12 protein-coding genes are annotated in these 15,424 nt (G+C 41.0%); 7 read left to right on the top strand and 5 right to left on the bottom strand.

Translation table 11 applies throughout. The annotated features are described in order from the left end of the window. Positions 1–38 precede the first annotated feature (38 nt). Positions 39–2,741 (top strand): DNA ligase D, encoded by a 2,703-nt coding sequence (gene ligD, locus K7A41_RS22445; RefSeq protein ID WP_265715662.1) that lies wholly within the window; start codon positions 39–41, stop codon positions 2,739–2,741. Positions 2,742–2,789: 48 nt separating this feature from the next. Then, positions 2,790–3,566 (top strand): OBAP family protein, encoded by a 777-nt coding sequence (locus K7A41_RS22450; protein WP_037532203.1) that lies wholly within the window; start codon positions 2,790–2,792, stop codon positions 3,564–3,566. Positions 3,567–3,648: 82 nt separating this feature from the next. Here the strand turns inward: K7A41_RS22450 and K7A41_RS22455 are convergent, their stop codons facing one another. Next, complete coding sequence (locus K7A41_RS22455) at positions 3,649–4,347, bottom strand: type 1 glutamine amidotransferase domain-containing protein (protein WP_265715663.1); 699 nt, start codon at positions 4,345–4,347, stop codon at positions 3,649–3,651. A gap of 114 nt (positions 4,348–4,461) precedes the next feature. Next, the gene (locus K7A41_RS22460; RefSeq protein WP_265715664.1) at positions 4,462–5,037 is read right to left on the bottom strand and encodes a Crp/Fnr family transcriptional regulator; all 576 of its coding nucleotides are present in this window, start codon (positions 5,035–5,037) and stop codon (positions 4,462–4,464) included. A gap of 767 nt (positions 5,038–5,804) precedes the next feature. Here K7A41_RS22460 and K7A41_RS22465 point away from each other — a divergent pair. Both K7A41_RS22465 and K7A41_RS22470 read left to right on the top strand, forming a co-directional pair. Beyond that, on the top strand, positions 5,805–6,809 hold the full coding sequence (locus K7A41_RS22465; RefSeq protein WP_265715665.1) for a hypothetical protein: 1,005 nt from the start codon (positions 5,805–5,807) through the stop codon (positions 6,807–6,809). Positions 6,810–7,004: 195 nt separating this feature from the next. After that, the gene (locus K7A41_RS22470; RefSeq protein ID WP_265715666.1) at positions 7,005–8,591 is read left to right on the top strand and encodes a glycoside hydrolase family 16 protein; all 1,587 of its coding nucleotides are present in this window, start codon (positions 7,005–7,007) and stop codon (positions 8,589–8,591) included. Positions 8,592–8,650: 59 nt separating this feature from the next. On the opposite strand, the gene K7A41_RS22475 is transcribed toward K7A41_RS22470, so the two are convergent. Together K7A41_RS22475 and K7A41_RS22480 are read right to left on the bottom strand one after the other, a co-directional pair. After that, positions 8,651–9,487, bottom strand: coding sequence for a helix-turn-helix domain-containing protein (locus K7A41_RS22475; protein WP_265715667.1), 837 nt, complete (start codon positions 9,485–9,487; stop codon positions 8,651–8,653). 121 nt (positions 9,488–9,608) lie between these two features. After that, entirely contained in the window at positions 9,609–10,514 is a 906-nt protein-coding gene (locus tag K7A41_RS22480) for a hypothetical protein (RefSeq protein ID WP_265715668.1), read from the bottom strand. A 137-nt stretch (positions 10,515–10,651) separates the two neighbouring features. Here K7A41_RS22480 and K7A41_RS22485 point away from each other — a divergent pair, with 137 nt between their 5' ends. The 3 genes from K7A41_RS22485 to K7A41_RS22495 all read left to right on the top strand — a co-directional run bounded on the left by K7A41_RS22485 (position 10,652) and on the right by K7A41_RS22495 (position 12,578). Further along, positions 10,652–11,218, top strand: coding sequence for a Crp/Fnr family transcriptional regulator (locus tag K7A41_RS22485; protein ID WP_028068636.1), 567 nt, complete (start codon positions 10,652–10,654; stop codon positions 11,216–11,218). Positions 11,219–11,269: 51 nt separating this feature from the next. Next, complete coding sequence (locus tag K7A41_RS22490; RefSeq protein ID WP_265715669.1) at positions 11,270–11,719, top strand: hypothetical protein; 450 nt, start codon at positions 11,270–11,272, stop codon at positions 11,717–11,719. An 82-nt stretch (positions 11,720–11,801) separates the two neighbouring features. Then, on the top strand, positions 11,802–12,578 hold the full coding sequence (locus tag K7A41_RS22495) for an HAD family hydrolase (protein WP_265715670.1): 777 nt from the start codon (positions 11,802–11,804) through the stop codon (positions 12,576–12,578). Positions 12,579–12,773: 195 nt separating this feature from the next. On the opposite strand, the gene K7A41_RS22500 is transcribed toward K7A41_RS22495, so the two are convergent. Next, the gene (locus tag K7A41_RS22500) at positions 12,774–15,311 is read right to left on the bottom strand and encodes a TonB-dependent receptor domain-containing protein (protein WP_265715671.1); all 2,538 of its coding nucleotides are present in this window, start codon (positions 15,309–15,311) and stop codon (positions 12,774–12,776) included. Positions 15,312–15,424: the final 113 nt, after the last annotated feature.

Here is a 15,424-nt window from a genome sequence, read left to right on the forward strand (position 1 = left end):
ATGTTGAGGGATTAAGATAGGTTTAAATAATCGAGCGCATGAGTTTAACGAAATACCGTGAGAAACGGACAGCGGAAAAGACACCCGAGCCCTTTGGAGGAAAGGCAAGCGGAAAAGAACTCCGATTTGTAGTGCAGAAACATGATGCATCACACCTTCACTATGATTTTCGCCTGGAAATGGGTGGGGTACTCAAAAGCTGGGCTGTGCCCAAAGGTCCTTCTATGGATCCGGAAGTAAAGCGTCTGGCCATGATGGTAGAAGACCATCCTTATGACTACCGCAATTTTGAAGGAGTGATACCGAAAGGGCAATACGGGGGCGGTACCGTAATCGTTTGGGATGAGGGGACTTATGAAGCTGTCGGGATAGATACGGATGATGTTATCAAGATGGACAAAAACCTAAGACATCAGCTTTATTCGGGGAAGCTTAAAATTAGGCTTCATGGGCATAAGCTAAAGGGGGAATTTGCCCTAGTTAAGGCATACGGTCGGGGAGAGAATGGCTGGTTGCTGATGAAGCTGGAAGATGAATATGCGAGTAAACAAGACATTGTTAAAAAGGATAGATCGGTGATTTCAGGAAAAACGATCGCCCAGATGGAAAAGTCGCCTGACAAAGTCTATGGAAAAAATGCAGGTAAAAAAGGCACAACAGGCGCAAAGAAAAAAGAGGCTGGGAAAAAGGCCGCTACAGTGATTAGTGAACAGCTCGAAACAAAGCCGGCAACCAAAAAGAAGGAGCAAATAAATTTTGATAAATTTCTAAAAAATATGCCTACCCAAGGCTTTTATACTACCATTGAACCCATGTTGGCCACTTTGGTCGACAAACCTTTTGATGACGCGGATTGGGTGTATGAAGTTAAATGGGATGGTTATAGAGCTGTAGCCTTTATGAATAAGGGGGAGGTGGAACTGAAATCGCGAAATGATAAAAGCTTCAATGAGAAATTCTATCCGATCCCAGCGGAATTAAAGCAGATGAATTTAAATGCTGTCATCGATGGAGAAATCGTTGTGCTGAGCAAAAATGGGACTGCCAATTTTGCTGCGTTACAAAATTGGCGCAGTGAGGCAGATGGCGACCTGGTTTATTATGTATTTGATATCCTTTGGTATGAAGGTAAGGATTTAAAAGGTCTGTCCCTTGTCGAACGAAAGGCTATTCTGAAAGAAGTTCTGCCCGTAAGTGAGCAGATTATGTACAGTGAACATTTTGATACCTCGGGTATCGCGTTTCTCGAAGAAGCAAAAAAACTCGGATTGGAAGGAATTATGGCGAAGCGTAAAGACAGCTTATATCACGCCCACAATCGTTCGCATGATTGGCTGAAGATCAAAGCTAGCAAGAGGCAGGAGGTTGTTATCGGCGGCTATACATTAAATGACGGTAGCAGTAAATTGTTTAGCAGTCTATTGGTCGGTGTGTATAACGGAAAAGAACTTGTGTATACTGGAAAAGTCGGAACAGGATTCAACACGGCGGTACAAAAGCATATGATGGCGCTGTTTGAACCCTTGACCACTAATAAGTCGCCTTTTACGACAGAACCCGACGTTAATAAACCATCTCGCTTCCGTCCGGACCCGCCGCACGCAAGCGTGACCTGGCTACGTCCCGAACTGGTCTGTGAAGTGAGTTTTGCTGAAATTACCAACGATGGAGTTATGCGGCACCCGTCGTTTGATGGATTACGGGAAGATAAGAATGCGAAGAAAGTAGTTTTGGAGCATGAACAGCCTGTCCAACAGCTGGTGGAAGAAAGGAGCAATCAGTTCGTCAAATCACGTATGGACGGAAAACGTAAAACATTGCTGAACCCCACGGAAAAAACGCAGGTGAAAATAATAAATAAACAGGAGCTTAAGTTTACTAATCTGGATAAAATCTATTGGCCAACAGAAAAGATTAGAAAGCGGGATCTGATCAATTATTACTATCAGGCTGCACCATTTATCTTACCATACTTAAAAGGTAGGCCACAAAGTATGAATCGATTCCCTAATGGTATCGATGGCGAAGGTTTTTACTTTAAGGATGTGACGGATACTGCGCCGGACTGGGCAGAACTTTATTTGTACCAGAGTGAATCCGACAATCGTGATAGGCATTATTTGGTCGGAAAAGATGAAGCTACCTTATTGTATATGGCTAACCTGGGCTGTATCGAGATGAATCCATGGAACAGTACGGTTAAAAAGCCAGATAATCCCACTTATTGTATTATAGATTTGGATCCCGACAAAAATTCCTTTGATCAGGTCATCGAAGCGGCTCAGGTCACTAAACAAATTTTAGACGACATGGGCATTCCAAGTTATTGCAAAACAAGTGGCTCTACTGGTCTTCACATCTATATCCCACTAGGGAATAAGTATTCTTACGAACAGTCCAAAGAGTTCGCTCGAATTGTTGTGACTCTTGTACACGCCGAACTGCCAGATTATACAAGTCTTGAGCGTACCGTGCGTGATCGCAAAGGCAAGATGTACTTGGACTTTCTGCAAAATAGGCCGCATGCAACTATTGCTTCCGTCTATTCCGTACGCCCAAAGCCCGGAGCTACGGTGTCCATGCCTCTGCACTGGGACGAAGTGAAGAAAGGATTGAAAATTAGTGATTTCAATATTTTTAATGCAATAGAACGGATGAACAGCGAGGGGGATATTTTCAAACCGGTACTTGGAAAAGGAATTGATTTGAAAAAAATAGTCAACAATTATGCGATAAAATAGCAAAACAGGATACTAATGTATACATTCTTATAACAAAATTAGATGCGGATGAAAAATCGAATTATTTATGTGAGCATGGGCTTGATCGTGATGCATCTCTGGATATCTTGTGGCGGCAAAAATACAACATCCAATGTGAAGGTGCCTGGCAATGAAAAGGGAGCGAAGGACAAAGCGCTGGAGGCGGGAGCAAATCTTCTACAGGATAAGAGCCCTTTAAAGTCATTTAATGTATATCTTGACGGATTTCATTTTTACAATGGTAATATGAACGCGCAAATGGAAGCGCATCATTACGTGCAGCAATTGAATAATGATATTTATCAGGCCATCATTTTTGACGGCAACGGCGAAGATGCCAAGCTGATGGGGGTAGAATATATAATCACCGACAAAATTTTTAGAACATTGCCCGAAGAGGAAAAGAAACTTTGGCATTCGCATCATTATGAGGTGAGTTCGGGTAGTCTTGTTGCCCCGGGCATACCGGATGACGTCGAGCACGAGTTAATGGAAAAGCTTATTCATACTTATGGTAAGACGATTCATACCTGGCATACAGACCAGGAGAATAGTTTGCCTGTAGGAGTTCCAATGATCATGATGGGCTTTACAAAAGATGGGCAAATTCATCAACAGCTGATTGCTGAAAGGGACAGGCGCTTTCAAATATCGACGATCAAAAAAAAGCAGCATAGGTCGGATATTCCTATGCCAGTAATAGACCCTTCTGCAAATGCCTGGGAAAAAGGTGATATTAGACAGTTTGTGCTAACCGATCGTCCAGATAGTGCGTCGCACAAGCAGCAGCACAATATTCGATAAAAATGTGCACGCATGCAGTAAATAAACAGCGTTAAAATCGGGATATGACAGTACAAATGTTTTTTAACGCTGTTTACCCAAATTACTTCATTAATAATGACAGAAGCTCACGTGCAGTATCTTCTGAGGATTGTGGGTTCTGCCCTGTAATCAGGCTCCCGTCTATGACCACATGGTTACTCCAGTCTGCACCCTTGCTATATCGGCCACCGAGTTTTTTCAACTCATCTTCGACTAGAAAAGGAACGACCTGGGTCAGTTGTACAGCTTCTTCTTCGGTATTCGAAAATCCGGTCACATTTTTATCTTTTACAAGAGGAACACCATGGGCATCTTTAACAAATCGAAATATTCCCGGTGCGTGACATACTGCTGCTACCGGCTTGCCATGCCGCCAAAATGCCTCAATAAGTGCAATAGAATCGCTGTCGTTTGCCAGATCCCATAGGGGACCGTGGCCACCGGGATAGAAAATAGCGTCATATTCATCTTCCTTAATCTGATTTAGAACAAGGGTGTGCTCCAATTTGAATTGAAGCTCTTTGTCTTCATCGAACCGCTTAGTGGCTTCGGTCTGAAATTCAGGTAACGCACTTTTGGGGTCGACTGGAGGTTTTCCTCCTTTCGGAGAAGCGAGCGTCAAATCGACTCCGGCCTCTGCCATAACATAATATGGGGCGGCGAATTCCTCTATCCAGAACCCTGTCTTAGTCCCAGTATCTCCCAGTTGGTCATGCGAGGTCAGTACAATCAGTACTTTTAAATTTTGTTTTTTTCCCATCTTTAAATATTATATGTTCAGAATGACAATACAAAGTAGGGCATAATACCGAAGACCTTTGTGTGATATACATCACAATTTAATGACGGGCTTATTTTTGTGATGTAGATCACATCATTTAATGTTGTGAAGGCGGCTCAGGGTTTCTCTGGAGACACCCAAATAGGCTGCGATTAAATGCTTCGGAACAAGATTGTAAAGTAAGGGGTATTGATTCATGAGTTCCTCATAACGACTACGTGCGTCATTATTTAGTAGGGATAAAATTCTTTTTTGAAGACCGATATAACCTCTGTTGGAACGCCATCTAAAAAAGCTTTCTATTTCGTGGATTTCTTTGCAGGCTCTTTCTCTGTCTTCGCCCAAGAGACACAATGTATCGGCGTCACTGACGCAGTCCAGTGATAAGGTGGCCGCCGTACCGTTGTGAAGCGCATTGTAATCGCATGCCCACCAAGTTGAAGTCGCAAATTGTAAGATGTGCATTTTAAGTTCGTTATTGACTATAAAGGTTTTAAGACAGCCGTTCAATACAAAATACTCGTTTTCCACAACATCACCGGGACTGATGATCAGTTGTTTTCTTTTAAAAGAAACAGGTTTAAATAACGAAAAGAAATAATCATATTGTTCGTCGCTCAGTTCAACGGTTTTGCTGATATGTTGTCGTAGGATTTCTTTAGGCGTCATATATATACCCTTTCATTATCTGATTAAGTCAAAAATAGCGATTATTTTTCATGTCAAGCTATCATACATAATCTAGGAGGGAAAACTAATGAACCGATTTAGCGATAAAAAAAATCATTTTTATTTTGTTTAGACAAATCTTTTTTCTAATTTAGTGTTGCCCATTCTAGGGCACTTTTCATAAAATAGGTTAATAATATGGCTAAAACACCCGGAGTACCCCATGCTTTCGGGTGTTTTTTTTATGCCTGCTTCGATATCGATTTTAAAAAAGATGGCAACATATCTGCGGATTGTAAATCGCATAAAACGCTTTGTAACAGGATAACGAACTTTATAAAATAGCTTCATACCTTTGATAGGTTTTATTACCGCTAGGTACTCATTCTTTGAATTTATGCAGATTATTAAAACATTAGTTATCTATTTAATTGCTTATACGGTCACTTATTATGGTATTAAGTATTCCATGTCCGATCATGTGCTAATCACTAGATTAAATATGGCGATTTCGGGATTGACCGCATTATCTTTTACCGTGTTATTTGCCCTTGTTAGACTGAGGGATGCTAGTCAGGAATGAGAACATAGTACACCTGTATTAGGTTAGGCCTATTAGGTTATTGGCCATGTATTTTATTGTTATTCTGATTTTTGTGAGGTCCTTTTGAAATTTTATATATATATTTGATTGAAACTGATACCATTTGTCCATAAGTCAATGAGATCATTTAATAAACGTTCGAAATGATGCATATTGTTAAATTATGAAATATATCGTTGTGCTGTTGCTCGGTTTATGCTTTTTGTTTAGTTGCGACAAGGAAGAAGCTGACTCCAAATTGGAAATTGAGAGCAGTACAACAGCTGCAAAGTATCATTTTATTGGCCGATCGGTAGGCTTTTCAGTCAGTCAGATGTATGTGGATAGTACTATGGGCGAGGATTTCTATTTAGGATCCGTATGGGGATTAAAAGATACGTTACCTAACTTGTCCTTGATCTCACAAGAAAAACATCGTAAGGCTTTCAAAATAGCTGTTAAATCATCCAATTCTGTTCATAAGGCCGGTAAATTTGTTCCTAGCTTCACGAGGATGCGCGATTATGCACGTAAAAATCAGGATAGAGATGGGGTTTCGGTAACTTCATCAACAGGTTATTCTGTCGCAGATTTTTTTGATTATAGGGCCATTCGTTATTATCTAAACAATAGCGCTGATGTAAATACGGTTTTAAGACTTGTTAAGCATAATGACTCAACCACGATTAGAAGGAAGTATGGTTATTTAATGCATAATGAAAGCATTGCTTTTACATTAATGACTCAGTTTAATGAGTTTTCTGCTGCTTTTAGTAGAAAAGATGTCGGCCAGCGTGAAAGTTCGGATTTAAAACCGTATTATGTCAACTGTGTTAATTATGGTACCCATACCATCCTGATGGCTGAAAGCGACTATCCCCGTGCCGATTTTGAAGGGGCCTTGGATAAGCTGCAGACCGGTCAGCCATTAACCCCAATAGATGTCGCTATATTAGAAGAGTCGGACTTGTTGATTTATTTGCGGGGCGGTGCAAAAGATAGCTATATTAAGCAAGCAAGTGGTCTGTTGGGTATAAAAACACTTATAACTGAATTTCACAAAGAATGTAAAGTTCAACAAAATAAATTTGACTTTCCGATAAGCTATTCGCTCAGGAGCTTAGCGGATTTTTCCCTTCTGAAGTTTTGGTATTCCTACGATTTTCTTGAACGTGTAGAAAAGGAATGATGGTCCGCCTTAGGATGTAGCATACGACTGCCGATTTGAAGGATCCTGCGTACAGCGGAGACAAATTGAAGAGAAATAATTTTTGGCATTAAATTAAACAATCGGTTGCGTTTCGGCGGAATTTGGTAGTCCCAATTATTCTGATTATTATCGTTTAACGGCTGATAAATTTTGGAGCCGATTAATCGCATTATTGTGAAAAAATATATAATACTATTTGTAACGTATCTCTTTACGACATCATTTCTGTCAGCACAAACCACAACGTCTAAAGTACAGCTAAGTTTGTTAGGCACCAGAAGCTGGATACGGGTTGATATTGATGCGGATATGCGCGGGCTTTTGGGAAGCAAGATTTATTGTTCCGCCACCAATAAAAGGCCGACGGTGCCCAGCAGCCTGATAGAACAGGGGAGCAGACGATACTATATCGAGCAGGTCTTACCAGAGACCACCTATTATATATGGCTTGAGTCTGCTTCTGGTGAAACATTGGCTAGCGCGAAGACTTATACCACAAAAAATTGGGTATTAGACGATGCTGAACTCGCCGAGTTGCAACGAAATCCAAGTTCGGGAGCGGTGCCACCCGGAATGGAGATTTTTTGGCAGGATGAATTTAATGATCAGCTATTAAATCGCAATAAGTGGACAACCAATTATTTTTCATCCCTCAATTACCTAAATAAAACATCAAAACAGGAAATGTTGGACGGTCAATTGCCGCAGCCCGCCTACACGATGGATAGCAGCGCTATCAACCTCTACGTTAATGATACACTGCCCAAGCGGATTTTCGCCGAAGGAGGAAATCAAAAGATATCCTCTATTCAAACTTATGATTGGAGAACCAATGAAAACCTGTTAGATAATAGTAGGGGTGGTTACTTCGAAGTGAAGGTCAGGCGCAATCGTAGCGGTAATCCAAAAGGTACCAACACGGCTTTTTGGTTTGATTCTCCCGGACCTGATATCCGCTATTATCTTCAAAAGGGATCTGAAGTAGACGGTATTAAAGGGATAAGACCAAAAGGACAGCTTTTCGAAATTGACGTTTTTGAATATATCACCGCACAATTTGTTATACATGGTGATGTAGATGAGAAAGGTGTATTTCAACATAATCTGGCAACGCATATAGCCGAGGGATACGAACATGTTGGAAAATGGGTAACGCACGGAGTACTTTGGACCCCCACAAGCATAAAACACTACATCAATGGCGATCTGATTAAGGAATATGCCAATAAAAACAACATCTATTCGCCCAATCATTTTATGAATGTATTTTTAGGCGCTTATGGTTCGGAAGGGGGCGTGAATATGGAGGTCGATTATATCCGGGCTTACAGCTGGCCCCTAAAAAATGAAAATGAACTTCCTAATCCAGACTTCGAGGCGAAGGGTGGACTGTTACCTTGGGAAGGGGAGGCGCGGTTAGAAGTTGGTAGTGGAGAAGGAGGCAGCCATGCTGCGGCTCTTCCCGTAAGTAAACAAATAGAGCAGTATGTTTACTTGGATCCTCAGCAAGCTTATCTTCTGGAATATTGGGGTAAGCGCTCTTCTATTGAGTTAGAAATCCACGATGTAATACCAGTGAGCGGAGCACTTACTACTATCCGGCGTCAGCCACAACTTTTAAGTGGGGATGGCAGCCAACATCGTATAGCTTTTAATACGGGGACAGAAGTCGCAGCTAATAAGAAAATCGTGCGGATTTTGTTTAAAAATGTGGGGCAAGAAACGGCATACTTAGACAATATTACTATAAAGAAGAAGTAGAGCGATATGATTTCGCCATATTGCTAGCCGAAGTGAATTTGATTGCAGGAAAATTGTATTTAAATATTTTGATTCTTTTTTATTGTACCAGGCGAGATTCCAGCCATTCTCTTGATAAAATGATTAAAAACTGTTTGGTCCGTAAAACCTAACTCAAGCATAACATCTTTGACCGTTACGGAGGGTTGGCTTAGCAGCCTGATCGCTTCCTCCAGTATTCTGCTTTTTATAATATTGGTTGGTGTTATATGCTTATGTTTCCGTGTAAGCGAGGCAAGATGGCTTTGGGTAATGTTTAGTTTGTTTATATAGAATGCGATACTGTGCTCGGTTTTGTAATGGAGCTCCACAAGATCAATGAATTCGGCCAGCTTATCGGGATAAGCCAGCAGCTTCCTGTCGCTCACTTTTTTTTCCAGAACACGACTAATTTCCTGCAGTGTGAGCCGTGCGCGGGAGCTGATGACGTCGAACATCGGACGGTCTTGATACAGTTCATCTCCTATATGTTTTAATTCATGATGAAGAATATCAAATTTGGGTTTTGTAAGTTCTTGTACAGGAAAGGTCCGGTACACTTGCATATTAAACCGCAATGCAAAACGAAGCATATCAAAGCTTCTTTTAGCAATTACAAGTTGGCATACAATCGTATGATCCAAAATGCTGAAATGACTCAACTGACCCGGGAAAACAACGTGGATCTGATAGCCGCGCATGGGATATCGATGATGGTCTATATGGTGAGCGCCTCTTTTTGAATGTGACAAGGTAATCGTGAATTCGTCTCTCCGTGTGGTTTTTGTTCTATGGCGCCGCCCGCACCATTCGATGTAATGTACATTAATTTCTTCTGATAGCTTGTCACTTCTTCTTTTAGTGCCGGTTTCAAACATCTTTTTCGGGGTTTATTTGGTTGTTATGGGGTTCAAAAAAATCGAGAGTTTGTTTTGCCGCTGATCGTCTTCGTGATAAGCACCTTCCCCTGCAAGGATAGAGCTTTGATCGAAGAGCCGCTTACCTATTGTGCGGAAATTCCTGTATCCAACGAAAGGGATGGGTTAACAATTCAAATTGTTGCGGATCCTGTTTGATAAGCTTTATTTCTTCAACGCGGTCATCAAAAACTTTCCTTAACAGAATGTCACCATTTTGGTTGATTTTATAATCATATTGAAATTGATTTAATGTGATCTTTTTCTTCGGATGATCTATTATGACTGTCTGGTAAATCGGGGAATAATAGCTGTCGCGCACAAGGACATGATCGTTGTTAAACTCAAAGATGATCAGCCGCCAATCTTCTGGAATGGTACGGACAGCTTTTTGTAGGGGGGCAAAGCGGTAAATCCCATATAGCGGCGATCTACTAAAATATGTTGACATTGCTTGTCGCGTTTTATATTTGGAGTAACCAATGAAGGTCCAGGCCAGGCCCATTGGAGAGAATTCACCCAAAGGCTGAATGAGTCTGGTTAAAGTCGGCGGAGGCATTTGCGCGTGCATCACCTTGATAACGCCGTAATTGATCAGCATAAAAGCAATATAATAACGTATCAGGACGGTTAACCAGTAATATAGTGTATTATAATGAGGGCGTTTCGAATCAGTGAGAGACCAGATAAGTGAAGCCGCCAAGGCAAAAGTAATCAATAGCAAAAGCGAAACCCAGGCATAGGATGTGTCACCACTTCCGTTCACAAATATGCTATAATCATATGTATACCCTAAGACCGTTTTTGCAAACCACGGTGTGACCAAATGCATTAAATCATTGAGCGGGGTATTGATATATCCGTAAAGCGGAAATGTTCCATTGTTAAATACGAAAATGAAAGAAGTAATAAACATAAAGAGGAAACGGAAAACAGCTTTCCTAAATAAAGACCATGCTTCACTTTTATTTTCAGAAATACGAATCATAAGTTAAGTTTATTGGGGTAATATAATATTTATTTGTGTAATTATTTAGTTTTTGACACAAAGATAATACTTGGCTACCGTAAAAATCTTGATGCTTTTTGTGCCGAAGTTTTTATCTTGGCCTAAATATGGATGCCATGGAAAAAATCAAAAACTACTTTAATTCACTTGTTAAGATGGAAGATAGCGACTGGGTGATCTTTTCTTCCAAACTGGAGAAAGTAGAATTTCCAAAAAAGTCACTGCTTTTGAAGATGGGTCATACGGAGAGGTATCTGTCTTTTATTGAGTATGGTATTGTACGATTCAATATTCCAAAGCTGGACCATGATTTTACGTTCGGTTTCGCGTTTGAGAATTCCTTTGTGAGTGCCTATGATTCTTTTCTTACACAATCACCTTCTTTTTATAATGTCGAAGCCATTACGGATTGTGTACTATGGCGTATTTCCTTCGACGACCTCAATAGTGTTTACAAGTGCACACAAGTGGGAAACATCATTGGGCGAAAAGCAGCGGAAGACATCTTTCTGAAGAAAATGAAGCGCGAAGTGTCCTTACTTGAAGATACCGCGAAGACACGCTATCTTAATCTGCTGCGGGAACAGCCCCAGATGATCAAGCATATTCCCTTAAAATATCTAGCTTCTTATATAGGTGTGAGACCACAGTCGCTAAGCAGGATCAGAAAGGAAATTTATTAACAATTGTTCATTGACCTGCACTATCCGCACCTTTATTTTTGAAAAAAAAAGATGAAACCGTTCTATATTTTGATTATTGTTTTTATTTTCTCGAATTTGACAATATGGTTTTCCAAAGGGCATGCAGATTATGTGCTGGCTGGCAAAATTGCACTTAGTGTTATGCTATTGTTTACCGCCCTTGGACATTTCATATACACAACCGGTATGGAGTTGATGCTGCCTGACTTTGTTCCATTTAAACGTACGGTGGTCTATGTGACAGGAGTTTTCGAAGCATTGGCTGCTGTTGGTATATTTGTGTCAACATGTAGCCGTGAGACCGGTATAGTGTTGATCCTATTTTTTATTGCCGTATTACCAGCTAATATTCGGGCGTGCTTTAGCCATCTGAATTATGAAACAGCGTCTTTCGATGGTGCTGGGCCCGCGTATCTGTGGTTTAGAATTCCTTTCCAGCTTCTCCTTATTTGCTGGACCTATTATGTAGCAATACGGTAACAGGGAATTAACCATAAAATAGCAAAAAGTTAATAAATCAATGTTAAGTATTATTTAACAGTTTTTTATTTTTGCTAAACAAATGAAAAAAGCGATCAAAATGTTAGTGCTCGATATGGCGGGCACGACCGTCAACGAAAATAATATAGTTTATAAGACACTCCAAACAGCGATTAACAACGTTGGCCACTATCAGCTAAGTCTGGGCGATGTTCTGAAGCACGGCGCTGGAAAAGAGAAGTTACAGGCAATTCGGACGGTGCTCAAAAATTGTTTAGATGTTGATGATGATAAATTAGCTTTACAAATATTTGAAGTCTTTCGGAAAGAACTTAAAGTAGCTTATAAAGAACAAGAAATCTATCCGAACGCACATGCTGAACAACTTTTTGCAGCGCTAAAAGAAAGGGAACTAATCGGTGTACTCAATACCGGATATGATCGGCAGACAGCTGAGTTTCTTATGAAAAAATTGAACTGGAAAGTCGGAAGAGATGTCGACGCTTTGATTACGGCGACAGATGTCACCAAAGGCCGGCCTGAACCTGATATGATTGATCTTGCGCGGATGAAGTTTGGAATTAGTGATGCTGCTAAGGTAATTAAAATCGGCGACTCCATTATTGACATTGAGGAGGGTAGATGTGCAGGCTGTGCCCTAAGCATAGGAATTACCACAGGTGCTCATACTGCTGTTCAGTTGAAACAGGCACATGCGGATTACATCTTGGATGACCTGCTGGAAATTATATCGATTGTCGACCGGTACAACACTGGCATTTTGCAACCTCTCGACATCCATAGCAAAACTTTTGATGGTAAAACCCAAGAAAATTGGATCCACAGCGAGAAGGCATAAGGACAGAAAATACGGTACCAAATTATAATCAAATCCGATAGTAACAGGGGGATTACAGCGAGATAACAGGGGGTTAACAGGGGTATAACAGGGGTATATCCCTGTTAACCCCCTGTTGACCGGGTGTAAAAGTAGTTCGATATTGCGTTTAATTTAGAATTTAGTCCGAACTTGGTAATAAGTTGGATTCTACAATTATTGCATCTGTATTCCTTCCATCGCGTTCTGGCTTTTATTTTTCTTGAACATGTTCATGTCCATTTTGCCAAAGCGATAGGATAAGTTAAGCTTTATAAGCTGTGGGTTGGAAAGTCGGTAGTAAGTTTGCGAAAAACCTTCCCCCGAGGATACAATCATATTGCCGCGCGTTCTAAATATATCGTTGACAGCCAGAGTCACTGAAGCGGCTTGATTCTTTAAGAAACTTTTTTTGATCGCAAAGTCAACTCCGTAAAAAGGTTTGATATATCCTTGCGAAGAACTTTGTGCTTGGTTCATTGGCGGACCGAAGGTCTGATTCTGTGTGACTGGCATGTTTGTTTTGCCCTGATATTCAAAAGCGAGCTGCAGGTTCCAATTTTTTTTGAGGTTAAAGGTGTTGTTTAGCTTTCCGAATACGGTCCACATACCATCAGCGGGAGTGGTGTCGTCAATGTCAATTTTGGAATTGTAAAAGTTTAAGTCAGCAGTCAGATCCCACCATTTTAGCATGTTATTGGTGTAGGTAAATTCCGCACCATAATTTTTGCTGGAGTTTGCATTGATATACGTATTGATAAAGTCCATTTTTCCGGTGATGGGATTGAGCTCCTGTGTTAGATAACGGGTGATGAGGTCGTTGGTATGCTTGTAGTAAAACGAAGTCAGGAAAGTACCTTTACCCAGCGTGCGGCTATAGGACAATTCGGCGGAAGTAGTGAACTCGGGCACCAGATTAGCATTACCACGGGTAATATTGAGACTGTCTGTATAGTCGATGAAAGGAATAATCTGAAAGAAATTGGGACGGTTGACCCGACGGGTTACACTCATCTGAATCTGATCCTTTTCAGAAACCTTCTTGCTCAGAAATAACGATGGAAAAAGACTCAGCGGATAGCGGTTGTGAAACTTCTCATTGGTGTTCAGCAGCTCACCATCGTATGTGGAACTTTCTGCTCGTAGTCCAATCTTATACGATACCCAATCTTTTAAATTTCCACCAAGCGAAGCATAAATTGCATACACGCTGTTTTTGCTGTCGTAATTGGCCGATGCGGCAGTAATGTTCTCGAATTCCCCTTTGCCGACAGCTTTGAGCGAGTTGTCATTGAGATTCTCAATGTCGTTAACCTGTGCACGGATTCCAGCTTCTAGTTTCATTCCGTTAGTAAAAGGTTTGACATAATCCGCCTGCACGGTCATAAATTTATTGTTGCCTGAACCGGTATTTTTTTGAATCTGCGTTCCTGTACTTTCGTGGCCGCTGTTTAAGTAGTCCGTTGTATAGGTACCATAAGATCTGTTGCTACCTCCAAAGTAATTAAAGTCCACGGTAAGTTCTTCACCCTCCGTTTTGAACTTTTGAATCAGCCCGGCTTGCAAGCCTCTGGGTTTAAAGCTACGTTCAGATTCTGAAATTCGATTACTCAATGAGCGTATATTTTGCGATTCTGTCTCTATGAATGTATTTTCATATGGACGGAATTTACCCTCTACCAGGATACCGGCAAGAGATACTGTGGTCTTGGGGCTAAAATCATAATCCACACCGAGTCTTCCAAAAGTAATGGTCCCTTTTGTTTTGCCTTTAATTTCCTGATCGACAGATGACGTAACATCATTAATGCTGCTTGAGCGATAGCTATCTCCTTCGGTATTGGTGCGCATCCGCATGTTCATCGCTGTAAGGGAGATGTTGAGTTTGTTTTGGCGGGCATTGAGACTTCCCATAAAGTTGGTTCCGCCAAAGCGATCTGCGCCAAGTGTCACCATTCCGTTATACCCCGTCTTTTTATTTTTCTTTAGTATAATGTTCAGGATCCCGGCCATACTGCCCGAAGCATCATATTTTGCCGATGGATTGGTAATGATTTCTATTTTGTCAATAATATCGGCGGGAATCTGGTCGGGTGTGAGCGTGGTGGGTTTCCCGTCGACGAAAATGGTGGGGGCCGCATTTCTGAGTTTAACGTTGCCGTCGATATCTACCTGCACGGATGGCATATTGCGCAGCACATCAATTGCTGTACCACCTGCGGCAACTATATTTTTTTCGACATTATATACCTTTTTATCAATATCCATCTCAAGTAATGCTTTGCGCCCGGTGACGGTCACCTCTTCTAGCTTACGATTGTCGTTTTCTAACACAATGCTTCCAAGATCTTTTTCCGTTATGTTCTTTTCGGTACCAAATTCTACAGGAAGATCTACAGATGTATAACCAACAGAACTGATTTTTAATTTTAATTTATCGTTCACCGTTACATTTGTGAAACTAAATTTTCCATTTTCCGACGAACTTGTACTTTTTATCAATATCTCTCTTTCTTTGCCCGTTGACGGGTCTTGAGTTATTCGTAAAAGATTAATGGAGGCTTGGGCTATAGGTTTTCCAACGCTGTCTGTAACCTGACCCGAAAGTTTCGCATCGGAAACTGAAAATCCCGTAGGTCGCGCCATCGGTGCTGTCTGCGCATAGGAGGATATCGCTGCTGTTGCTATTAAGAATGTTACTATGATTTTTTTCATGTTTTCGTTACTACGGCCATATACAGTATGGCACTTAACCGAAAGCAAATTTGAAAAGGATTTTTAAGCTATGCAATTATCTGTAGACTGAAACATAGAATGTGTAGACCAAT

It is taken from the genome of Sphingobacterium sp. InxBP1, from assembly GCF_026191775.1.
In the GTDB taxonomy this organism is placed as follows: domain Bacteria; phylum Bacteroidota; class Bacteroidia; order Sphingobacteriales; family Sphingobacteriaceae; genus Sphingobacterium; species Sphingobacterium thalpophilum.